Below are 22,140 nucleotides of genomic sequence, written 5' to 3' on the forward strand. Positions count from 1 at the left end.
TTGAATTTACAGCGTGCCGTTCAACAAGCTGGCGTAGCGCGCCAGGTCAACGTTGCCGCCGCTGATGATGATGCCGACGCGTGCACCGCGCAGGTCCAGCCCGCTGTGTTCGGCACCGGCCAGGCTCAGGCAACCCGTGGGCTCGACCACGATCTTCATACGTTCGGCGTAGAAGCGCATGGCGTCGACCAGTTGGGTGTCGGTGGCGGTCAGGATGTCGGTCACGTCGCGGCGGATGATGCCGAAGGTGATCTCACCCAGGTGCTGGGTTTGCGCGCCATCGGCGATGGTGCGTGGTGTATCGATGTGAATGATCTTGCCGGCGCGGAAAGACTGCTGGCCGTCGTCGCCCGCGGCCGGCTCCACACCGTAGATGCGGCAGTCGGGCGACAAGGCGCGCGCCGCCAGGGCCGAGCCGCTGAGCAGGCCGCCGCCGCCCAGGCAGACAAACAGATAGTCGAGCGGGCCAACTTCTTCAATCAGCTCCTTGGTGGCCGTGCCTTGGCCGCAGAGTACATCGGCGTGGTCGTAGGGCGGAATCAGCGTCATGCCGCGCTGTTCCGCCAGGCGTTGGCTGATCTGCTGACGGTCTTCGGTAAAGCGGTCGTAGGTCACGACTTCGGCGCCATAACCACGCGTGGCGGCCAGCTTGGCGGCAGGTGCGTCCTGCGGCATCACGATGACGGCCGGCATGCCCAGCAGTTTGGCCGACAGTGCAATTGCCTGCGCGTGGTTGCCTGACGAAAAGGCGATAGCGCCGTTTTTGCGCTGCTCTGGCGTGAAGCGTGACAAGGCATTGAAGCCGCCGCGAAACTTGAAGGCACCCATGCGCTGGAAGTTCTCGGCCTTGAAGAAGAGCTTGGCGCCCAGGCGTGTGTCAAGGGTACTCGAGGTCAGCACCGGTGTGCGGTGCGCTTGGGGCGCGATGCGGGCAGCCGCAGCTTCTACATCGGCATAGGTGGGGAGGTGATGGTCGGTCATAGGGGAATGATGTTCGGCTTTTGAATCGCAGTACAGACACAGATGGTGTGTTTTGTCACCAGCACAGTGGGGGCTTCAGCGTTTTTTGCCACCGAAGATGCCGCCCAGCACGCCGCGCAGAATTTCCCGTCCCACCGTTGTGCCCATGGTGCGCACGGCCGACTTGGCCATGGTTTGCGCCAAACCATCACGTTTGCCGCCGCGCGGGCCCGTGGAGCCAAACAGCAGCTCGTTGAGTTCACCCATCATGCCGCCGTCTTCCTTGGCCGCCACGCCGCCTTTGCCGGCACCCGCAGTGGGGGCTGTGCCAGCCGATTCGGCTCGGCCCTTGAGGATTTCGTAAGCCGATTCTCGGTCCTGGGCTTTTTCATACACCCCGGCGACCAGCGAGTTCTGCAGCAAGGCCTGGCGTTGTGCCGGGGTAATCGGGCCGAGCTGGCTGCCCGGGGGGAACACGTAGACGCGCTCGGTTTCCGTCGGCCGGCCCTTGGTGTCCAGAAAGCTCACCAAGGCTTCGCCCACACCCAGCTCGGTGATGGCGGCTTCGATGTCCAAGCCCGCCTTGGGGCGCATGGTCTGGGCCGTGGCCTTCACGGCCTTTTGGTCGCGCGGGGTGAAGGCGCGCAGGGCGTGCTGCACGCGGTTGCCCAACTGGGCGAGCACCGAGTCGGGGATGTCCAGCGGGTTCTGCGTCACAAAATAAACGCCCACGCCTTTGGAGCGCACCAGGCGCACCACCAGTTCAATACGTTCCACCAGCACCTTGGGTGCTTCGTTGAACAGCAGGTGGGCCTCGTCAAAGAAGAAGGCCAGTTTGGGCATGTCGGGGTCGCCGATTTCGGGCAACTGCTCGAACAGCTCGGACAACATCCACAACAAAAAGGTGGCATACAGGCGTGGCGAGTTCATCAGCTTGTCGGCCGCCAGAATGTTGACCATGCCGTGGCCGTTGCTGTCGGTCTGCATGAAGTCGCTGATGTTGAGCATGGGCTCGCCAAAGAATTTGTCGCCGCCCTGGCCCTCGATCTGCAGCAGCCCGCGCTGGATGGCGCCCACGCTGGCGGCACTGATATTGCCGTAGGTGGTGGTGAACTGGCTGGCGTTTTCGCCCACATGCTGCAGCATGGCGCGCAGGTCTTTCAGGTCGAGCAGCAGCAGGCCGTTGTCATCGGCAATCTTGAACACCAGGTTCAAAACCCCCGACTGGGTTTCGTTCAAATTCAGCATGCGGCCCAGCAGCAGCGGCCCCATGTCGGACACCGTGGCGCGCACCGGATGACCTTGCTCACCAAACACGTCCCATAACGTGGTCGGGCAGGCTTGCGCTGTGGGGGGCTCTATGCCGCGCTCTTTGAGTGTGGCGGCCAGCTTGGGGCTGATGCTGCCGGCCTGGCTGCAGCCGGTGAGGTCGCCTTTGACGTCGGCCATGAAGACCGGCACGCCAATGCGCGACAGCTGTTCGGCCATGGTTTGCAGCGTGACGGTCTTGCCGGTGCCGGTGGCGCCGGTGATCAGACCATGGCGGTTGGCCAGGTTGGGCAGCAAAAAGCACTCGGCGGTGGCGTTCTTGGCAATCAGTAGGGGCTCGGCCATGAAATTTATCCTGGACAGGTTGTCAGCGAAGTCGCCGGGGGGGAAAGTAAAATCCTCCGTAGATTAAATCAAACGAAAGAGAACTACTCGTGGCCGGACACAGTAAATGGGCAAACATTCAGCACCGTAAAGGTCGCCAGGATGAAAAACGAGGCAAGATCTGGACCCGCGTGATCCGGGAAATCATGGTGGCCGCACGCCTGGGTGGCGGCGATCTGGGTACAAACCCACGCCTGCGCCTCGCGGTGGAGAAGGCCAAGGCGGCCAATTTGCCCATAGACACAGTCAAACGCAACATCGACAAAGCCACCGGCGCGCTAGAAGGTGTGAATTACGAAGAGATTCGTTACGAAGGGTACGGCATCGGTGGCGCGGCCGTGATTGTGGACACCATGACCGACAACCGCGTGCGAACCGTGGCTGATGTACGACACGCGTTCAGCAAGTTCGGTGGCAATATGGGCACCGAAGGCTCGGTGGCTTTCCAGTTCAAGCATTGTGGCCAACTGGTGTTTGCCCCTGGCACTGACGAAGACAAGGTGATGGAAGTGGCGCTGGAAGCTGGCGCCGAGGACGTAGTGAGCGACGACGATGGCGTCATCGAAGTGCTCACTGCGCCAGCAGAATTTGAAACGGTGAAGAACGCGCTGGAGGCCGCTGGCCTGAAACCCGAGGTGGCTGAAGTCACCATGCGCGCGGAAAACACCGTTGAGGTGGCGGGTGACGACGCGGTGCGCATGCAGAAACTGCTGGACGCACTAGAAGACTTGGACGACGTACAAGAAGTGTTTCACAACGCCGCAATATCCGAATGAAAGTACTCGTAATAGGCGGCGGAGGCCGCGAACACGCCCTGGCGTGGAAACTCAGACAAGGCGCCCGGGTGACCGAGGTTTTTGTGGCACCCGGCAACGGCGGTACGGCGCTGGACGACCAGCTCACCAATGTGCCCATTACCGACATCGTGGCGCTGCGCGAATGGGCGCAAAAAGAGGGCATAGCCCTGACCGTGGTGGGCCCTGAAGGCCCGTTGGCGGGCGGTGTGGTCGACGAATTCCGTGCCCACGGCATGCGGATTTTTGGCCCCAGCAAGGCCGCTGCACAACTGGAAAGCTCGAAAGCCTTTTCCAAGGCGTTTATGCAGCGCCACCATATTCCCACGGCGGAGTTTGAAACCTTCTCCGACCCAGCGTTGGCCCACGCCTACGTTGACAAGAAGGGGGCGCCCATTGTGGTCAAGGCCGACGGCCTGGCCGCAGGCAAGGGTGTGGTGGTCGCCACCACGTTGGCCGAAGCGCACGAAGCCATTGACTTCATGCTGGTCGACAACACCCTGGGTGTGACGCACAACGAAGGCGGCGCACGCGTGGTGATCGAAGAGTTTTTGCAGGGCGAAGAAGCCAGCTTCATCGTCATGTGCGACGGCAAAAACGTCACCGCCCTGGCTACCAGCCAGGACCACAAGCGTTTGCTGGACGACGACAAGGGCCCGAACACCGGCGGCATGGGCGCGTATTCGCCCGCACCCGTGGTCACGGCCGATGTACACGCCCGCGCCATGCGCGAGATCATCATCCCTACCATCAAGGGCATGGAAAAAGACGGCATCGCCTTTACCGGCTTCCTGTACGCCGGCTTGATGATCGACACCCAGGGACGCCCCAAGACGCTGGAATTCAACTGCCGCTTGGGTGACCCCGAGACCCAACCGCTGATGATGCGCTTGAAGTCCGATCTGTTCGAAGTCTTCTGGGCCGCGACCGAACCTGGCAGCCATGGCCGCCTGGACACGGTCGAGCTCGAATGGGACCGCCGCGTCGCGCTGGGCGTGGTGCTGGCCGCCCACGGTTATCCACTGAGCCCGCGCAAGGGCGACGTGATCACCGGCCTGCCTAAGGAAGAGGCCGATGCCATGGTGTTCCACGCTGGCACAGCCGAAGCTGATGGCAAGGTGACGACCTCGGGTGGGCGCGTATTGTGTGTGACGGTATTGGCCGACAACGTCAAACAAGCGCAGGCGCGGGCTTACGAGGTCACGCGTGGCATCCAGTTCGACGGCGTGCAATACCGGCGCGACATCGGCCACCGCGCCGCGCGCGGATGACGGCATTCGGCGCCGCTGTGGCGCCCATCGCTTCTGAATCTGTGGCACTTCAACCCGAAGTCATGCGCGCCTATCTGCTGCAATTGCAGCAGCGCATCGTCAGCGAAGTGGCTGCCCTGGATGGTGGCCGCTTTCTGACCGATGCCTGGGAGAAACCACCGGGCGAGAAGCTGCAGGGCCAGGGCATTACCTGCATCCTGGAAAACGGCGCGCTGTTCGAGCGCGCCGGGTGCGGTTTTTCGCATGTGCGCGGCCCGCAATTGCCGCCTTCGGCCACGCAGCACAGGCCAGAATTGGCCGGTGCGCCATTTGAGGCCATGGGCGTGTCGCTGGTGTTTCACCCGCGCAATCCTTACGTGCCGACGGTGCACATGAACGTGCGCATGATCGCGGCAACCCCCGAGGGGAAGAGCCCGGTCTGCTGGTTTGGCGGCGGCATGGACCTCACGCCCATCTATGGCTTTGACGAAGACGCGCAGCACTTTCACCGTGTTTGCCATGACAGTCTGGCGCCGTTTGGCGACGACAAATACCCGCGCTTCAAGCAGTGGTGCGACGACTATTTCTATCTGAAGCACCGCAACGAGCCGCGTGGCATTGGTGGTGTGTTTTTTGACGATTTTGCCGAGCTGGGCCAGGCGCAGAGTATGGCCATGACGCAGGCCGTGGGCTCGGCTTTCCTGGATGCCTACTTGCCCATCGTGGCGCGCCGGCGTGACACCGCTTATGGTGAACGCGAACGTGCGTTCCAGCTTTACCGCCGCGGGCGTTATGTGGAGTTCAACCTGGTGTGGGACCGGGGCACCCACTTCGGCCTGCAGTCGGGTGGGCGCACCGAATCGATCCTGCTGTCTATGCCGCCGCTTGCCGCATGGTCTTATCAATACCAGGCTGAGCCGGGGTCGGCTGAGCAAGCCTTGACCGGCCACTTCCTCACGGCGCGGGAGTGGATTTGAGCCCAGCGCCTGCGCGGCCTAGGCGGGTTGGGGTGTTTGGTGGCGCATTTGATCCACCCCACAACACCCACCTCGCGCTGGTGCACGCGGCCATACAGCAGCACGGGCTGGACCAGGTGCGTGTGTTTCCCACCGGCCAGGCATGGCACAAAACGCGTACCTTGAGTGCCCCCGAACACCGCCTGGCGATGGCGCGTCTGGCCTTTGCGTCGCAGGCGAACGTGGTGGTCGATGGGCGCGAGATTTTGCGCGCGGGCCCGACCTATACCGTCGACACCTTGCGCGAGTTGCGGGCCGAAATGCCGGATGCCGAACTGCTGCTTTTGATAGGCGCCGACCAGGCGCGCGCGCTGCCGACTTGGCATGCCTGGCAGGAGATTTTGCAAATCGCTATAATTTCGGTAGCTGAGCGCGCCGATTCAAGCGGCGTTAGCACTCTATTTGACGTCAAGAGCCTGCCCGCCGAGAGCGCCGCAGGCCGGTTTGAGGCCTTGTTTTTGCCCGCCACTGACGTCAGTGCCACCAATATTCGCCAGCGTGTAGGCGCAACACAGGGGATCAATCATCTGGTTCCCGAAGCCGTTGCGCGCTATATTGAACAACATCATCTTTACCAAACTGCTCGATGACCTCTGAAACACAAACCGAATCTGTCGCCAAAAAAGACACACAAAAACTTCAGCGGGCCATCGTTGATGGTCTGGAAGATGTCAAGGCGCAAGACATTGTGGTTTTCAACACCGAGCACTTGTCGCCGCTCTTCGAGCGCGTGGTGGTGGCCTCGGGTACTTCCAACCGTCAAACCAAAGCCCTTGCCGCCAGCGTGCGTGATGCGGTGCGTGACGCTGGCTTCCCCAAGCCACGCGTCGAGGGTGAAGACAACGGTGAATGGATCATTGTGGATTGCGGCTCGGCCGTGGTGCACGTGATGCAACCCGCCATCCGCCAGTACTACCACCTCGAGGAACTCTGGGGTGAAAAGCCTGTGCGCTTGAAGCTGGGTGCGGCCAAGCCCTTGCCCAAGGCCGCCGAGCCTGTAGCCAAGGCGCCAGCGAAGAAGGTGGCGCGCAAGCTCACACCTGCTCAGGCGAAGAAAGAACGCCAAGAGACGGAAGCTGCATTGCTGGCCCCTGAGCGTCCAGTCTTGCCTACGGGCAAGCGCGCTGCGGCCAAGCCGGCACCTGCCAAGACTGCTGCGCCTAAAACCGCAGCCAAGAAGGCCGCGCCCAAGGCCCCTGCCAAAGCCGTGCCAATCAAGACCGTGGTGGTCAAGGCGCCTGTCTCGGTGCAACGCCAGCAAGCCGCCGTCAAGAAGACGGTAGCCAAGAAGGCCGCAGCCAAGGTCCCCGCCAAGAAGACGACGGCGCGCAAAGCCTAAACAAAAGGTTTTGCTGTGAAGCTGGTGATTGTGGCCGTGGGCCAGCGGGTACCCGATTGGGCCCAAACGGCCTACGACGATTACGCCAAACGTTTTCCGTCAGAGCTCAAGGTCGAACTCAAGGCCGTCAAGACCGAGCCACGCGGCTCCAAGTCCCTGGAAACGCTGCTGGCCGCCGAGCGTGAACGTATAGAGGCGGCGATTCAAAGCAGTATTGGCCGCAACGCACGCGTGGTGGCGCTAGACGAGCGCGGCACCACGCTCACCACGCTGGCGCTGGCTGGCAAACTCAAGCATTGGCAGTTGGAAAGTGACGATGTGGCCTTGGTCATAGGCGGCCCGGATGGTTTGGAGCCCGCGTTCCGCCAAGCCGCGCATGAGCGCATACGCCTGTCGGACCTGACCTTGCCGCACGCCATGGTGCGGGTGCTGCTGATCGAGCAGCTGTACCGCGCCTGGTCGGTCAACGCCAACCATCCTTACCACCGCGAATAGTGCGAATGGTGCGAGTCGTTTTGGCGTTGCATGTCTGTTGCAGCTTCACGGCTAACCAGTAAAGGCGGTGGGCCTTCTCGCTACCACCAAGGCCGTCTAAAGCATTCCCAGGGATACTCGGGTGATGCTACGTTGGTTCGAATCTCTGGTGCATCCTTACGACGATGCCCCGCCCAAGCCGCCTCCGCGCGGTTTTCTCGCTTTTATCTGGGCCGGAACCCATGGCGTGCGCCGCTATGTGCTGGCGTTGACCCTGCTGACGGCGGTGGTCGGAGCCTTTGAGGCACTGCTATTCGCCATGATGGGGCGCATCGTTGATTGGTTGTCGAACGTACCGCCGGCCGAGTTGTGGGCGCGCGAACACAAGAGCCTGCTTTTGCTGGCTGGCATTCTGATTGCCAGCCCGTTGTTGGTGGCGTTTCAGACCTTCATCAAACACCAGACACTGGCGGGCAACTTCCCCATGTTGTTGCGCTGGAAGTTTCACCGCTTGATGCTGGGCCAGAGCATGGCCTTCTACCAGGACGAGTTTGCCGGCCGTGTGGCCACCAAGGTGATGCAAACCGCCTTGGCCGTGCGCGACGTGTGCCTCATCCTGGGCGACATTCTGGTGTTCGTCACGATTTACTTTGTGACCATGGTGGGGGTGGCGGGTGCGTTCAATTTATGGATGCTGCTGCCGTTTGTCGCCTGGGCCGTGTTGTACGGTGTGGCGTTGCGTTACTTTGTGCCGCGCCTGGCCAAGGTGTCGAAATCCCAAGCCGATGCGCGTTCCTTGATGACGGGCCGCATCACCGATGCCTATACCAATATCGCGACCGTCAAACTGTTTTCACACGCCGGGCGCGAAGCCGGTTACGCACGTTCGGCGATGCAGGAATTTTTAGTCACGGTGCATCGCCAGATGCGGCTGGTGAGTGGATTCGAGGTCGTCAACCAGCTGCTGAGTGTGCTGCTCACGCTGTCAACCGCAGGTGTGGCGCTGTGGCTGTGGATTCAGGGGCAGGTCGGGGTTGGGGCGGTGGCGGCGGCCACGGCCATGGCTTTGCGGCTCAATGGCATCTCGCATTGGGTGATGTGGGAAATGGCCGCGCTGTTTGAACATGTGGGCACGGTGCAGGACGGCATCCAAACCCTGTCGCGCTCTCATGCCGTGCAGGACGCGCCTCAAGCCAAGCCGCTGCAGGTGACGCGTGGTGACGTGCACTTTGAACATGTGGGGTTCTCCTACGGCGCGGGTGCTGAGCAGCGGCAGGTGCTCAAGGATTTGTCGCTGCACATCAAGGCGGGTGAAAAGATTGGTCTGGTGGGGCGCTCCGGGGCGGGCAAATCCACCGTGGTCAACTTGCTGCTGCGCTTTTATGACGTGAATCAGGGGCGCATTCTCATTGACGGGCAGGATGTGGCGCTGGTCACGCAAGAAAGCCTGCGCGCGCAGATCGGCATGGTCACGCAAGATACCTCGCTGTTGCACCGTTCGGTACGCGACAACATTCTGTACGGCCGGCCTGATGCGGGTGACGAGGCGATGCTGGTCGCCGCGCGCCGGGCCGAGGCACACGACTTCATCCAGGACTTGAGCGACGCCAAGGGCCGCCGGGCTTATGACGCACACGTGGGCGAGCGTGGTGTGAAGCTTTCGGGAGGGCAGCGCCAGCGCATCGCCATCGCACGCGTGATGCTCAAAGACGCGCCGATTCTGTTGCTTGACGAAGCCACGAGTGCACTGGATTCCGAGGTTGAGTCGGCCATTCAGGACAGCCTGTACCGCTTGATGGAGGGCAAAACCGTGATCGCCATTGCCCATAGGCTGTCGACCATCGCGGCCATGGACCGGCTGGTGGTGCTGGACCAAGGGCAGATTGTCGAGACCGGCGACCACCACAGCCTGTTGGCCTTAAACGGCTTGTACGCAAGGTTATGGGCGCACCAGAGCGGTGGTTTCCTGGGAGAAGAGTCCGATGACAACGCCCCGGACATGCCGGTGGCCGCCGTGGCCCGTGAAGACGAACCTGCCTGATTCTTTTACTTTTTTTGCTGCATGAGCGCTTTTATCTACCTGGCTTCCCAAAGCCCACGCCGCCGCCAACTGCTGGAGCAGCTGGGCGTGGCCCACGAATTGCTGTTGCCCGACGCGGATGAAGATGCGGAAGGCCTCGAGCTTGCTATGCTTAACGAAGCGCCTTCCGCTTATGTGAAGCGCGTCACAGGCCTAAAACTTGACGCGGCGGTGGCCCGGCTGAAGCGCCGCAAGCTGCCGATGGCGCCGATTTTGTGTTCCGATACCACGGTGGCGATGGGGCGCAGCATCTTCGGCAAGCCTGAAAATGGCGCTGACGCGCAGCGCATGCTGTCAGAACTAGCAGGTAAAACCCACCGCGTGCTGACCGCCGTGGCGCTGCAGCACCGCGGCAAACGCTTGCAGGCCTTGAGCGATTCGCGGGTGCGTTTTGCACCCCTCACCAAGGCGCAGATCCAGGGCTATGTGGCCAGTGGTGAGCCCATGGGAAAAGCCGGTGCCTATGCGGTTCAAGGGGCGGCGGCGGCCTTTATCAGCCATATCAGCGGCAGTTACTCCGGCATCATGGGCTTGCCCATGTTCGAGACCGCGGACCTGTTGCGACAGCTGGGTGTATACCGTTGAAAACGGCCCGATGTGCACGACAAGCTGTGCATCAGACTGCGCATCTTGTAACCCAGTTGATGCGCCTCATATACCCTACATGAATACCGATGCCGCTAACCAGTTTAAAATCGCAGACTTGACTGTCACCCGTGTGCTGGCTCAGCTGCTTGATCGACTCGAGAACAGCACCAAACCCGTAGGAGCAGCGCAGTACCGTTCAGTGGTGGACCACCTCATGAACGAGCTGCATCTGATTCCGCACGGCGCTGAGCTGGGCGCATTGCTTGACGCTCACCCCGCAGCTGCAGAGCTGTATGAAAACTTGTATTACGACGTGGCCGGCTTATGCCGATCGTCACTCGACGCCTCGTTGGCCGCGGAACGGCTGGCGAGAGATTCCATTCAACGCGCCATGCATGGCGAACCCAAAGGAGGGCTCCATGGCCAAGTCCGAAGTTAAAACCACAATGTTGGCCGATGGCCTGCGTTACAAGTCCAAAGCATCCGGTTCGCCGTTTGCGGTGGCGTCCTCATTTGGCGGCGCCACGATGTCCTGTTTTCTGTGCGGCAAACACCGTACCCGCTCGCTGATGACCACACGTAAGCTGCTGGGTACGTCGCAAGTGGTCTGTTCGCCTTCCTGCAAGGCAATGGACGAAGCGGCTTCCTGAGCTAAGCGGAGCCTTCAACAGTGGCTCAAGGCAATCGAGTTCAGCTCTAAACCCAGCATTAGATTGGCTGTCCGGGCGAAAGTCCGTCCAGTCTGTGGCCTAATACTGGGTTTTTCCCGTTCACCTCATTTTTTCACCGGAGTCCGTCATGGCAAAAATCATTCGTACCGAAAGCGACCGCTGCGCGCCCAAGCCAATTCCTCTGCCAGGTTACTCGCTGCCCGTCAGCCGTGGCCAAAAGCGTAGCCTGGAACGCGGCGTGGCGACGCGCAGCAAGAAGAACCCAGGCAAGCGCGCTCGCCAAGGTTAAGCGTATCGCTTGATCCGCTTGGCGTGGCACCCCGGTGCTAGCCCGTCGGATGCAAAAAAGCCAATGGATTGGTGCCTCGCGGCGTCTATCCATTGGCTTTTTTGTTGGCGCCAGTCTCTTCGCTTGGGGTGCTGGCGGGCGTCAGTGGTTTGTGGCGCAACACCTCTACCAGCACCACACCCAGGCCCGAAACACAGATCAGCCCTATGCCCAAAGCCGTGGTGCGCCCAGGCAATTGGTTGAACAGCAGCCAGCCCAGGGTCGTGGCCGCCAGGATTTGCAGGTAGCTGAAAGGGGCCAGCAGGGTGGCGGGTGTGCGGCTATAGGCCGTGATTTGCAGCCAATGCCCTAAAAAACCGGTAACGCCGGTGGAGGCCAGCAAAAGCCATTGCGCCGTGCTCAGGCCGTCGACCGACCAGAACCAGGGCAGGGCGAGCGTCAGCGCCAGCGCACCAAACACGCCGCCGTAAAAATTGGTGGTCAGCGGGTCGTCGCGCCCGACGCGGCGCGTGGCCATCTGGAAGAACGCAAATACCAGCGCCGTGAGCAAGCCCAAGGCGATGCCAATCGGGTCCAGCTCCGCGCCCGGACGCACCACAATCAGCATGCCCACAAAGCCGCCGAGCACGCCCACCCAGCGGTGTAAACGGTGCGGCTCGCCGAGCAGCCATGGTGCCATGGCCATCAAGAATAGCGGTGCCATAAAATTCATGGCCGTGCCTTCGGCCAGCGGCAGGCGCCCCAGCACACTGAAAAACAAAACCGTGGTGGCGATCATGCAGGTCCCGCGCACCATCTGCCAGGCCAGGCTGTGGGTGCGCCAAATGCTCAGGCCGCGCTGGGGCACAACGATGGCCGCCATCAGCGCCACGTGCACCACATAACGAAACCACGCCACCATCAGCACCGAGACGCCGCCCATCACCAGCCATTTGCCGGTGGCGTCCAGAACGGACAGTAGCCAAAGGCCGGCCACATGTAAGAGAACGCCTTGTAGATGCATGGAAAAGCCAGGGATGGCGGATTGTTGCAGAGCGCCTGAGCATAGCCTGGCCGTTCAAGGCCCGTAGACAGCTGTAGGGGCATCCGAGCGCAGCCTGGGGTATTGCCGACAGACGCTACTAAAATGCTAGCCGCTCTCGCAATCGCCTGATGCGCTACCGCGAGAAAGCATGCTGAAGTTTGAGGCTGCCAGATTGGCTTTTGCGCAGCCAAACATCTTTTCGATCTAAGAATACTATTTATTAATATTTTGAGATCGTTAGAAGAGCATGTAAATTTCTTACTTATCCATTTTTCGCAGCCGTCGCTTAGCGCGCGCTGCAAGAGTCAGTTTTCCATGATAGAGCTCCGGGGCATAGTCCAAACGTACAAGGGATCCAAAGGCCCTGTAGAAGCACTGAAAGGCGTAGACCTGGAGGTTCGCCAAGGCGAGGTGTACGGCATCATCGGCCGCAGCGGCGCGGGCAAAAGCTCGCTGGTGCGCGTGATCAACCTGCTGAGCCATCCCAGTGCCGGCCAGGTATTGGTCGATGGCCGTGACCTGACCACACTTGATGGCGCGGCCCTGCGCCAGGCGCGGCGTGACATTGGCATGGTGTTCCAGCACTTCAACCTGCTGTCTTCGCGTACCGTCTATGACAACGTGGCCCTGCCGCTGGAATTTGCCGGCCTGAACGCCGCCGACATCAAGGCCCGTGTCGAGCCTTTGCTGGAGTTGGTCGGCCTGAGCGAATTGGCCGACCGTTATCCCGCGCAGATCAGCGGCGGCCAGAAGCAGCGTGTCGGGATTGCCCGCGCGTTGGCCAGCCGGCCCAAGGTGTTGTTGTGCGACGAGGCAACTTCGGCGCTGGACCCGGAAACGACACGTTCGATTCTGGGCTTGCTTAAACGCATCAACCAGGAATTCGGCCTGACGATTGTGCTCATCACCCACCAGATGCAGGTGATCAAACAGATCGCCGACCGGGTGGCGGTGATCGACGCCGGTCGCATCGTGGAAAGTGGCCCGGTGATCGACGTGTTCACTCGCCCGCAACATGCGACCACGCGCAGCTTGATCGACGAAATCGTGCCCCAAGAGTTGCCCGAGAGTGTGCTCGCGCGGATTCGTGTGTTGATGCAGGACCAGCAGGCGGCCGACAGCACACAGTCTTCGCAGCTGCTGCGTTTGTCGTTCTCCGGCCAGGGTTCGGACCGGCCATTGCTCTCCGAGCTGATCCAGCGTTTTGGCCTGGACTTGAGCATCGTGCATGGCCAGATCGACGAAGTGCAAGGTCAGCCATTCGGCAGCCTGGCGGTATTCGCCAAGGGCGCGCGTGAACAACTGCAGGCCGCTGTGGCCGCGCTGCGCGGAGCCGGTGTTGTTGTCCAGGAAGTAACGGCTGCCGCCGCGAGTGCACCAGCAGGGGAGTTGAACCATGTTCGCTAGTTTTACCGACGCCTTGCTCGACTTGTTTGCCACCTCGCTGTGGGAAACCATTGTGATGGTCGGCATTTCGGGTTTTGTGGGGGCCTTGATCGGCATTCCTCTGGGTGTGTTCCTGCGCCTCACCGACCAGGGCGGCGTGCTGCAAAACCTTGCCGTGAACCGCATTGTGGGTGGCGTGGTCAACGCCGTTCGTTCCACGCCTTTCATCATCCTGTTGGTGGCCATCATTCCGCTCACGCGCTTGATCACCGGCTCGTCCATTGGCACTGCAGCGGCCATCGTGCCGTTGACGATTGCGGCCGCGCCGTTTGTCGCGCGTCTGGTGGAGACCGCGCTGCGCGAAGTCGACAACGGGCTGATTGAGGCGGCCCAGGCCATGGGCGCCAGCACCAGCCAGATCGTCTGGAAGGTGTTGTTGCCCGAAGCCATGCCGGGCATTGTGGCCGGCCTGACGATTTCCCTGGTGAGCCTGACCGGCTTCTCCGCCATGGCCGGTGCCGTGGGCGGCGGCGGCCTGGGTGACCTCGGCATTCGTTACGGCTACCAGCGCTTTCTGCCCGAAGTGATGCTGGCCGTGGTCATCGTGCTGATTCTGTTCGTGCAACTGCTGCAAAGCGGTGGCGACTGGTTGGTGCGCCGGCTCAGCCACAAATAAGCGATTTGATTTTTTCTTTAGTTTTCAAGCCAAGGATTTCCATGCAAAAACGTGCTCTTCTCCAATCCGTGATCGCCGCTGCGGTGGCCGTGACCTTCGCCGGTGCGGCGTTCGCCCAAGACAAGTCTTCCATCAAGGTGGGTGTGACCGCCGGCCCCCACGCGCAGATCATGGAGCAGGTCAAGAAGGTTGCCGAAAAAGACGGCCTGAAGATCCAGATCGTGGAGTTCAGCGACTACATCCAACCCAATGCCGCGCTGGCCTCGGGTGACCTGGATGCGAACAGCTACCAACACAAGCCCTTCCTCGACCTGCAAGTCAAGGACCGCGGCTACAAGCTGGTGGCCGTGGGCGACACCGTGCTGTACCCCATCGGCATCTACTCCAAGAAGATCAAGGACCTGAAGGATCTGAAGGACGGCTCCAAGTTCGGCATTCCGAATGACCCCACCAATGGTGGCCGCGTGTTGCTGTTGCTGCAGTCGCTGGGCCTGATCAAGGTGCGTGCCGAAGCCGGCCTGAAGGCCACGCCGCTGGATGTGACCGAAAACCCAAAGAAGATCAAGTTCGTGGAACTGGAAGCCGCGCAACTGCCACGCTCGCTCGACGATCTGGAAGTCTCGGCCATCAACACCAACTTCGCCATGTCCGCCGGCCTGGATCCGCTGAAGGACGCCATCGCCCAGGAAAGCGCCAAGTCGCCTTACGTGAACATTCTGGTGGTACGCGAGCAGGACAAGAGCCAGCCCTGGGTCGCCAAGTTCGTCAAGGCCTACCATTCGGACGCTGTGCGCAGCTTCATCAAGACCGAGTTCAAGGGCTCGGTTCTGACGGGTTTCTAAGCCGGTTTGAGATAAGCTGAAGCATTGTTGACGGGCGGTTTACCGCCTTTTAACCACTGCTTTACCACGGGGCCAAAAGAAGCGATTCTTTTGGCCCCGTCTGCTTTGTGGCGCGTTGATAGCGTGCAGAATGGGGATTTGCTTCCTCTCACGGCTACCTGCATGACCACTCCGTCGTTCTCCAATGCGCCGCGCATCATGGGCTATCACGCGCATGTGTATTTTGATGCCACTACCTTGCCGCAAGCGCGTGCGCTGTGTGAGCAAGCCGCTGGCCTTTTCAAGCTGAAGATGGGCCGCGTGCATGAAAAACCTGTAGGACCACATCCCGACTGGAGCTGCCAACTGGCATTTGCGCCGCCGGTTTTCGGAGAATTGATACCGTGGTTGACCCTGCATAGAAATGGCCTGGTGGTGTTCATCCACCCGGTTACCGGCAACGATCTGGTTGACCACCGCGACCGTGCGATCTGGATGGGCGCGATACGGCCGTTGGAACTTTCGGTTTTATCGGAAGTCCCGACACACTACGATTTCTGAATGGAGTGCCTTTCTTTGACGGTTTTGCCTCGCATCTTTTCTCGCTGGTCAATGTCTGTGCGTCGCTGGGCCTGGTGCGGGCTCGGGGGCGCTGTGTGGCTGGCGGGGTGTTCCATGCCGCTGCAGTCGGTGCCCATGCAGGAAAACTTCAACTCATCGGAAACCTTCACCCGTTTGTTCGACGCTTCGCCCAAGCAGACCTGTGAGGCGTCGCGCCGCGCGCTGCTGAGCCAGGGGTATGTGATCACCTCCAGCAGCACCGAGCAGGTACAGGGGCAAAAGAGTTTTCAGCCCGACCACGAGACCCATCTGCAGATGGAAATCCGTGTGGTGTGTGCACCCGAGAGCCGCGATGGGCAACTGACGCTGGGCTTTGTCACCGCGCTGCAAGACCGTTACGCGCTCAAGAAGAGCAACAACTCGGCCAGCCTGGGGGTGGGCGCCTTGGGCTCGGTGTCCGTGCCGCTCTCTGCCAGCAACGACTCCATGGTGCGTATCGCCAGTGAAACCATCTCTTCAGAGAAGTTTTACGACAGCTTTTTTGCCGTGGTGCAGCGCTATTTGTCCATAGACGAAAGTGAGCTGGGCCCAGCCGCGCCATCACCTCTGCCAAAAAAGTAGCTTGAGCTTGGGTTTGCGGTTTAAGCCGCTGTGTGCTGCTGCAAACGCAGCGCAAGCGCTTGTATGGCCGTGTCCTTCAAGGGCGCGGGGTTGGCATCCAGTTGCGCACGCACCAGACGCTCCAGTGTTTCGGCTTGCGGCGTAATGCTGCCAAAAAAGGTGGCTTGGCCATCAACGCTGACGAGCAGCGTGGGGAAGTTTTCGACCTCCACCGGGTCCACCAGCTCGGCCTCGTCTTCGATATCCACCCAGACAAAACGGGCGCCAGGAAACTGCCTGGCCATCGCGGCAAAGCGGTCTTGGTACTCGCGGCAGCTGCCGCACCAATCGGCGCACAGGCAGGCGACCAGGGCAGGGTGGGAAGCGGAGGGCGCAGACGTGGAACTCATGGGGCGATGATCGCAGACTTGGCATGTCCGCCAAGCGCGCTGGGAAATGCCTGCTGACCTGGGGTGCTATCAAAATAAAAGCTGCTGCAATACACCCAGACCTGCGAGCAAGCCCTTTTGGTTTGGAGTCAAGCGGAGAGCCCGCGCCAACAGGCCACAGCAAATTGCTAGCCTTTTGCAAAGCGGCGATGATGTGGCGACGTTTGCTGCGAGCGCAGCGGCGTGCTGGTTATTTTCGACATTCAACTTTGGAGTGTTTCATGGCCCAGATCAAGGTCGCTGTCATTGTTGGCAGCTTGCGCAAGGATTCCTTTAACCTGAAGTTGGCCAAGGGGCTGGCGAAGCTGGCACCGCCAGATTTCAGCTTTGAGATATTGAAGCTTGACGATCTGCCGCTGTACAACCAGGACGATGACGCCAGTCCGGCGGCAACGGTTGTGCGTTTCAAGGAGCAGATCGCGGCTTCGCAAGCCCTGTTGTTCGTGACACCCGAATACAACCGTTCCATTCCTGGTGTGCTGAAAAACGCCATTGACCATGCCTCTCGCCCCTATGGCAAGAGTGTCTGGGGCGGCAAGCCAGGTGCGGTGGTCGGGGCTTCGGTGGGCGCCATTGGCACCGCCATGGCGCAGCAGCATCTGCGCAACATTCTGGGCTATCTGAATGTGCCAACCCTGGGCCAGCCAGAAGTTTTTATCCACGCCAAGGAAGGCCTGTTCAACCCCGACGGCAGCATAGGCGAAGCTAGTCTGGCTTTCCTGCAAGGCTGGATGACGCAGTACACCGCCTGGGTTCAAAAGCACCTTTGAGACCTGCCGCAGCAGGCGGCATGCGAGCGCAGGAGTAAGGCGGCATTGCTGCCCTGGCTTGCGCGATGCCGCCCTGCCATGCCGCGGTTTGTACGTTCCGTTGCAGTCATGTTGATGTGTGGGCATATGATTAGCATCACTTCTTGACCGCCTGGGTTCCTTCAGTGAAGATGACTTCAGACCTTGTGATACCAGACATGCGGTCACACCACTGTCTCTTAACTGATCGATGCCCCCGCTTCACCACCTTCCTCTAGCCTGTGCGCCACTGCTGCAGCCCGTCAAAGTGCTGCCGTGGCTGGGCGCGTGGGAATGCATGGAATGGCGGCTGGCCAGGGGCGGATGAAGATGGCTGAACACGTCACGCTGCTCGGCCCCGAACACATTCTGCCCAAGAGCCTGCTGCCATTGTTCGAGGATGACTTGGCCAGTCTGCTGAAAGACTCTGCAGAACGCATGTTGTTGCTGCTCATAGGCTGCGAGGGAGTTGGCATTTCACTGCAGGGGGATGCCTTGGTGTACCGCGGCGTTGCCGGCTGTCTGGCACAGCATCTGGGGGCCGAAGTCCATGACGATTTGTCCTCGCAAGCCATGCAGTCGGCCAAGGTGCTGCTGGGCCAGAACCAGCTGGTGTCCCTGCAGGCACGCCAACCCGAGGGGCATTCGCGTCGTGAGAAGCTCAGCGAGCGGACGGAGCGCTTCAACATTGTGGTGGCGCCGCTGCGCATGGGGGGGCAGTGTGTTGGCTTGATCCATTTGCTGTTCAAGCCCACACACACCTTCAGCGACCTGTTTGCGGCCCGCTTCATGGTGTTGGCGGATTCCTTGGTCAACACCATTCAATTACACCGCACCAGCCAGCGATTGCAGCTTTCCCAGGCGCAGTACCAGCAGTTGTTCTTGAACAGCCCCCTGCCCATGTACGTCTTGTCGCACGCCACCCGACAGGTGGTGGCGGTGAACCAGTCGACGCGGCGGCTCTATGGCTACAGCGACGCTGAGTTTTTGCAGATGCACGCCTCGGATTTCTTGTGGGAGCAAGATCCGACCGAGCGCCAGAAGATGATGGAGCACACGCGCAACGCCCGCATGGTCGAGGGCCTGCGCCGCACCCACAGGACCAAAAGCGGGCGCGCGGTCGAGGTTGAAATCTGGATGAACCTGGTTGACTTCGAAGGCGAAATGAGTCGGCTGGTGTTGGTCGCCGATGTCACCCAACGCGTGGAAACTGAACGCCAATTGGCCAAGGTCAGCCGCGCGCAAAAAATGCTCAGCGCAGTGGCGCAAGCTTTGCCGCGTGCCGCCAATGAGGCTGAGTTGCTGCACCGCGCCTGTGAAATTGTGGTGCAACTGGGGCACTACCGACTGGCATTTATCGGCATGGCCCAACAGGACGCCGGCAAAAACGTCGTCACCGTGGCGCATGCTGGCCAAGCGCAGCAACTGCTGGCCTATCTCAATCCGAGCTGGGATGAGCAGAGTCCGCGCGGGCTCGGCCCCTCGGGCCGGGTGATTCGCAGCGGTCATGCGGTGGTCATAGAAGATATCGCCGCCGCAGTGCCAAGCTTGCCGCAGGCGGACCGCGCCTTGGCTGCCGGCTTCAAGAGTTGCATCAGCCTGCCGCTGCGTGATGGCGGGCAGACCTTTGGCGCGCTGAATTTGTGTTCACTGCAGGTGGCGCAGGTGAGCGCGGAGGAACTGAAGCTGCTGGAAGAGCTGGCCGACAATTTGGCCTTTGGTGTTGTCAACCTGCGTAATCTGGCGCGGCAGCAAAGCGCTGAACAGGCGCAGCAGCGCATACAGATTGCGGTGATGAAGGTTGCGGCTGCGATCTCTGCATCGGGTACTGCTTTTTTTGAGCAGTTGGCCTTGAACATGGCCGATGCGCTGCGGGCCCAATGCGGTTTTGTGTTCCGTTTGCTGCCGCCTGAAGATGGCGCTGCGACCGCATTGCGCTCCTTGGGGGCGGTGGTGCACGGCACCCAGCAAGTGCCTTTTGGCTGGGTCTTGGGGAGCAGCAAAACCACTGCGCCAGGATCGACCAGCGATTTGGCCGCACTTTTGGGCCGCCACGAGAGCTGCATAGAAGCGCCGGCCATCCAAGCCTTTGCCAACGTGCCGGTGTTGGCGCAATTGAGCACCCATTTTCACGTTGTGCGGCGTATCGACAACCAGGATGGCGCACCGATTGGCCTGATGCTGCTGGGCTACGACCAAAAGCCGGAACACGCCGAGCTGGTGTGTTCCATGCTGCAGATTTTTGCCAGCCGCGCGGCGACCGAACTGACGCAACAGGCCGCGGGTGCACGCATCCGCGACCTGGCACGGCTGCTGGACCATGCGCAGGACGCGATCACGGTATGTGACATGAAGGGCCGCGTGTTGTACTGGAACAAAGGCTCTGAGCGGCTGTTCGGCTGGACGGCAGACGAAGCCCTGCACCAGTCCGCAAGGCTGCTGCTCGGGGCCAGCCGTCCCCAGCGCGATGCCCCCATGGAGGCGCTGCGTGCGGTCGGGGAATGGCATGGAGAAGACACCAAGCGTTGCAAGGACGGTCGTTTTGTCACGGTGGAAAGCCGCTGGACCCTGGTGGACGGCGAAAACGGCCAGGAGCAGACGGTGCTGGTGATAGACACCGACATCACCGAACGCAAGATGGCCGAATTGAAGATCCAGACCCTGGCGTTCTACGACGCCCTGACGGGTTTGCCGAATCGCGTGTTGTTGCAAGAACGGCTGCAGGCCGCCGTGGAGCGCGTGCAAGGAACTGAGGCCCTGGGCGGCGCTGTGTTGCTGATCGACCTGGACAATTTCAAGACCATCAACGAAACCCTGGGGCATGACAAGGGTGATCTGCTGCTGCAGGAAGTCGGCAGCCGCCTTTGTGCCTGCGTGAGCAAGACCGACACCGTGGCGCGGCTTGGCGGCGACGAGTTCGTGGTGTTGCTGGAGGCTTTGGGCGTGGGCACGGTGGAGGTGGCCGCCAGGGCACGCCTGGTGGGCGAGCGCATCATCCGCGAATTGAGCGTGCCCTACCGCTTGGCCGGTTTTGATTACCACGGTCGCTCAAGTATTGGCATTGCGCCGTTTCTCAGCCACGCCAACGATGCCGGTGAACTGCTGAAACAAGCCGATATCGCCATGTACCAGGCCAAGAGCGCCGGCCGGCATACGCTGCGCTTTTTTGACGTAGGTTTGCAATCCGTCGTGTCCGAACGTGCCGATCTGGAAGTCGCCTTGCGCCAGGCGTTTGTGGAAGACGAGTTTTTGTTGCATTACCAGCCGCAGGTCGACCATGCCGGACAACTGCTGGGTGTGGAGGCGCTGGTGCGCTGGAACAGCCCCCAGCGTGGGCTGGTCTCACCCGCGGTGTTCATCCCCTTGTGTGAAGAGGTGGGCTTGATTTTTGAGCTCGGCCACCGCGTGCTGGAAATGGCTTGCAGTGTTTTGGCCGAATGGCGCCACAACCCATCCACGCGCGCCTTGACCATGGCCGTGAACGTCAGCCCGCGGCAGTTCAGGCATCCGGAGTTTGTCAAGCAGGTCAAGGACGTATTGAGGGCCTCAGGGGCCGCACCTGATCAACTCAAGCTGGAGTTGACCGAGAGTGTCCTGGTCGACGACATGGATTCCGTCATCTCCAAGATGGAGGCCTTGAAATCGATAGGGGTGAGCTTTTCGCTCGACGACTTTGGCACCGGCTATTCGTCCTTGGTCTATCTCAAGCGTTTGCCGCTGGACCAATTGAAGATCGACCAGTCTTTTGTGCGTGACGTTTTGTCCGACTCCAACGATGCCGCCATCGCCAGCACGGTGATCGCCCTGGGGCACAGCTTGGGCTTGGGGGTGATCGCCGAAGGGGTGGAGAACATAGAGCAGCGCGATTTTCTCGAAGAAAAAGGCTGCCAGGCCTACCAAGGCTATTTGTTCAGCCGCCCCTTGGCGCAAAGCGCGCTGAACGAGTTTCTCGCCCAGCGCGCTCTCGAGGCCAACAACGCCGTAGGCGCCGTCAGTTCGGGCAAGGCTTAGGCCGCCAGGCTGACCTCGCTTTGATTGGCCGCGCCCTGGGTCAAGCCCTTGATGGCGACATCCGCAGCGCTCAAAGCCTTGGCCTTGGCGTCCGCACCCATGGCCACACCTTCAGCGCGTACAAAACGCACATCGGTGATGCCCAGGAAACCAAACAGCACGCCGAGGTAGCTTTCCTGGTGTTCCATGGCGGTGCCGCCAGCGCTGGTGGAGTACACGCCGCCACGGCCCGAGGCCACGATCACGGTCTTGCCACCGGCCAAGCCCACGGGGCCGGTTTCGGTGTACTTGAAGGTACGGCCGACTTGCGCGATGCGGTCTATCCAGGCCTTCAATTGGGTAGGGATGGTGAAGTTGTAGAGCGGGGCGCCGATGACGATCACGTCGGCAGCCAGGAACTGGCTCACCAGCGCTTCGGATACGGCGTTTTCGCGGCGTTGTACGTCGCTCAGTGCGGCGTCTGCGGGCAGGCGAAAGCCCAGCGAGTTGGCGTCGAGGTGGCTGGGGGCGTTCACGGCCAGGTCCAGGTGCTCAACTTCGGTGCCAGGGTGGCTGGCACGCCATTGCGCAACGATGCGCTGGGTCAGGTCGCGGGTCACAGAGTTGTCGCCCAGAACGCTGGAGTCAATGTGCAAGAGCTTCATACAGGTCTTTCAGTGGTTGGTGCCACGAAACTGTGGCCGGTGATTAATTGTCGGGGCGGAGGTAAT

The 22,140-nt window shown here is 61.0% G+C and carries 23 protein-coding genes; 18 read left to right on the forward strand and 5 right to left on the reverse strand.

Annotated features, from left to right (window positions below; all coding sequences use genetic code 11):
- Positions 1-6 precede the first annotated feature (6 nt).
- Both ACFQ95_RS21030 and ACFQ95_RS21035 read right to left on the reverse strand, forming a co-directional pair.
- Positions 7-981: a threo-3-hydroxy-L-aspartate ammonia-lyase gene (locus ACFQ95_RS21030; RefSeq protein ID WP_422834164.1), complete on the reverse strand. Its 975-nt coding sequence runs from the start codon at positions 979-981 to the stop codon at positions 7-9.
- A 75-nt stretch (positions 982-1,056) separates the two neighbouring features.
- Positions 1,057-2,574, reverse strand: coding sequence for a helicase HerA-like domain-containing protein (locus tag ACFQ95_RS21035; RefSeq protein WP_422834165.1), 1,518 nt, complete (start codon positions 2,572-2,574; stop codon positions 1,057-1,059).
- Between the two features lie 89 nt (positions 2,575-2,663).
- Between ACFQ95_RS21035 and ACFQ95_RS21040 the strand changes: the two genes are divergently transcribed.
- The 11 genes from ACFQ95_RS21040 (at position 2,664) to ACFQ95_RS21090 (ending at position 11,114) form a co-directional block, all read left to right on the forward strand.
- Positions 2,664-3,389, forward strand: a complete 726-nt coding sequence (locus ACFQ95_RS21040; RefSeq protein ID WP_422834167.1) for a YebC/PmpR family DNA-binding transcriptional regulator — start codon at positions 2,664-2,666, stop codon at positions 3,387-3,389.
- The gene (gene purD, locus ACFQ95_RS21045) at positions 3,386-4,678 is read left to right on the forward strand and encodes a phosphoribosylamine--glycine ligase (protein ID WP_422834168.1); all 1,293 of its coding nucleotides are present in this window, start codon (positions 3,386-3,388) and stop codon (positions 4,676-4,678) included. Before ACFQ95_RS21040 ends, purD begins: the two co-directional genes overlap by 4 nt.
- Before the next feature lie 62 nt (positions 4,679-4,740).
- Positions 4,741-5,634 carry an oxygen-dependent coproporphyrinogen oxidase gene (gene hemF / locus ACFQ95_RS21050; RefSeq protein WP_422834224.1) on the forward strand — a complete coding sequence of 298 codons (894 nt, stop codon included), beginning with the start codon at positions 4,741-4,743 and terminating at the stop codon, positions 5,632-5,634.
- Positions 5,625-6,263, forward strand: a complete 639-nt coding sequence (nadD, locus tag ACFQ95_RS21055) for a nicotinate-nucleotide adenylyltransferase (RefSeq protein ID WP_422834170.1) — start codon at positions 5,625-5,627, stop codon at positions 6,261-6,263. The genes hemF and nadD overlap by 10 nt, the downstream gene beginning before the upstream one ends.
- On the forward strand, positions 6,260-7,012 hold the full coding sequence (gene rsfS / locus ACFQ95_RS21060; RefSeq protein ID WP_422834172.1) for a ribosome silencing factor: 753 nt from the start codon (positions 6,260-6,262) through the stop codon (positions 7,010-7,012). Before nadD ends, rsfS begins: the two co-directional genes overlap by 4 nt.
- A gap of 15 nt (positions 7,013-7,027) precedes the next feature.
- Positions 7,028-7,507 (forward strand): 23S rRNA (pseudouridine(1915)-N(3))-methyltransferase RlmH, encoded by a 480-nt coding sequence (gene rlmH, locus ACFQ95_RS21065; RefSeq protein WP_422834174.1) that lies wholly within the window; start codon positions 7,028-7,030, stop codon positions 7,505-7,507.
- A 124-nt stretch (positions 7,508-7,631) separates the two neighbouring features.
- On the forward strand, positions 7,632-9,527 hold the full coding sequence (locus tag ACFQ95_RS21070) for an ABC transporter ATP-binding protein (RefSeq protein ID WP_422834176.1): 1,896 nt from the start codon (positions 7,632-7,634) through the stop codon (positions 9,525-9,527).
- 21 nt (positions 9,528-9,548) lie between these two features.
- Positions 9,549-10,151 carry a Maf family protein gene (locus ACFQ95_RS21075; protein ID WP_422834178.1) on the forward strand — a complete coding sequence of 201 codons (603 nt, stop codon included), beginning with the start codon at positions 9,549-9,551 and terminating at the stop codon, positions 10,149-10,151.
- A gap of 79 nt (positions 10,152-10,230) precedes the next feature.
- Complete coding sequence (locus tag ACFQ95_RS21080) at positions 10,231-10,593, forward strand: hypothetical protein (protein WP_422834180.1); 363 nt, start codon at positions 10,231-10,233, stop codon at positions 10,591-10,593.
- Entirely contained in the window at positions 10,574-10,804 is a 231-nt protein-coding gene (locus ACFQ95_RS21085; RefSeq protein ID WP_422834182.1) for a hypothetical protein, read from the forward strand. The genes ACFQ95_RS21080 and ACFQ95_RS21085 overlap by 20 nt, the downstream gene beginning before the upstream one ends.
- Before the next feature lie 148 nt (positions 10,805-10,952).
- Positions 10,953-11,114: a hypothetical protein gene (locus tag ACFQ95_RS21090; RefSeq protein WP_422834184.1), complete on the forward strand. Its 162-nt coding sequence runs from the start codon at positions 10,953-10,955 to the stop codon at positions 11,112-11,114.
- Between the two features lie 85 nt (positions 11,115-11,199).
- Here ACFQ95_RS21090 and ACFQ95_RS21095 read toward each other — a convergent pair whose 3' ends face one another.
- Entirely contained in the window at positions 11,200-12,117 is a 918-nt protein-coding gene (locus ACFQ95_RS21095; protein WP_422834186.1) for a DMT family transporter, read from the reverse strand.
- 336 nt (positions 12,118-12,453) lie between these two features.
- Here ACFQ95_RS21095 and ACFQ95_RS21100 point away from each other — a divergent pair, with 336 nt between their 5' ends.
- The 5 genes from ACFQ95_RS21100 (at position 12,454) to ACFQ95_RS21120 (ending at position 16,203) form a co-directional block, all read left to right on the forward strand.
- The gene (locus ACFQ95_RS21100; RefSeq protein ID WP_422834188.1) at positions 12,454-13,545 is read left to right on the forward strand and encodes a methionine ABC transporter ATP-binding protein; all 1,092 of its coding nucleotides are present in this window, start codon (positions 12,454-12,456) and stop codon (positions 13,543-13,545) included.
- Positions 13,535-14,200: a methionine ABC transporter permease gene (locus ACFQ95_RS21105; protein WP_422834189.1), complete on the forward strand. Its 666-nt coding sequence runs from the start codon at positions 13,535-13,537 to the stop codon at positions 14,198-14,200. Before ACFQ95_RS21100 ends, ACFQ95_RS21105 begins: the two co-directional genes overlap by 11 nt.
- Before the next feature lie 41 nt (positions 14,201-14,241).
- Positions 14,242-15,042 (forward strand): MetQ/NlpA family ABC transporter substrate-binding protein, encoded by an 801-nt coding sequence (locus ACFQ95_RS21110; protein WP_422834191.1) that lies wholly within the window; start codon positions 14,242-14,244, stop codon positions 15,040-15,042.
- Between the two features lie 162 nt (positions 15,043-15,204).
- Positions 15,205-15,582: a DOPA 4,5-dioxygenase family protein gene (locus ACFQ95_RS21115; RefSeq protein WP_422834226.1), complete on the forward strand. Its 378-nt coding sequence runs from the start codon at positions 15,205-15,207 to the stop codon at positions 15,580-15,582.
- A gap of 51 nt (positions 15,583-15,633) precedes the next feature.
- Positions 15,634-16,203 carry a DUF2242 domain-containing protein gene (locus ACFQ95_RS21120; protein WP_422834193.1) on the forward strand — a complete coding sequence of 190 codons (570 nt, stop codon included), beginning with the start codon at positions 15,634-15,636 and terminating at the stop codon, positions 16,201-16,203.
- A gap of 20 nt (positions 16,204-16,223) precedes the next feature.
- Here ACFQ95_RS21120 and ACFQ95_RS21125 read toward each other — a convergent pair whose 3' ends face one another.
- Complete coding sequence (locus ACFQ95_RS21125) at positions 16,224-16,592, reverse strand: thioredoxin family protein (RefSeq protein WP_422834195.1); 369 nt, start codon at positions 16,590-16,592, stop codon at positions 16,224-16,226.
- 260 nt (positions 16,593-16,852) lie between these two features.
- Between ACFQ95_RS21125 and ACFQ95_RS21130 the strand changes: the two genes are divergently transcribed.
- On the forward strand, positions 16,853-17,401 hold the full coding sequence (locus tag ACFQ95_RS21130) for an NADPH-dependent FMN reductase (protein ID WP_422834197.1): 549 nt from the start codon (positions 16,853-16,855) through the stop codon (positions 17,399-17,401).
- Positions 17,402-17,749: 348 nt separating this feature from the next.
- Complete coding sequence (locus tag ACFQ95_RS21135; RefSeq protein ID WP_422834199.1) at positions 17,750-21,430, forward strand: sensor domain-containing protein; 3,681 nt, start codon at positions 17,750-17,752, stop codon at positions 21,428-21,430.
- Here ACFQ95_RS21135 and ACFQ95_RS21140 read toward each other — a convergent pair.
- Entirely contained in the window at positions 21,427-22,074 is a 648-nt protein-coding gene (locus tag ACFQ95_RS21140) for an FMN-dependent NADH-azoreductase (protein WP_422834201.1), read from the reverse strand. The genes ACFQ95_RS21135 and ACFQ95_RS21140 overlap by 4 nt on opposite strands.
- Positions 22,075-22,140: the final 66 nt, after the last annotated feature.

The organism is Variovorax sp. HJSM1_2 (genome assembly GCF_049316285.1).
Lineage (GTDB): Bacteria > Pseudomonadota > Gammaproteobacteria > Burkholderiales > Burkholderiaceae_C > Rhodoferax_B.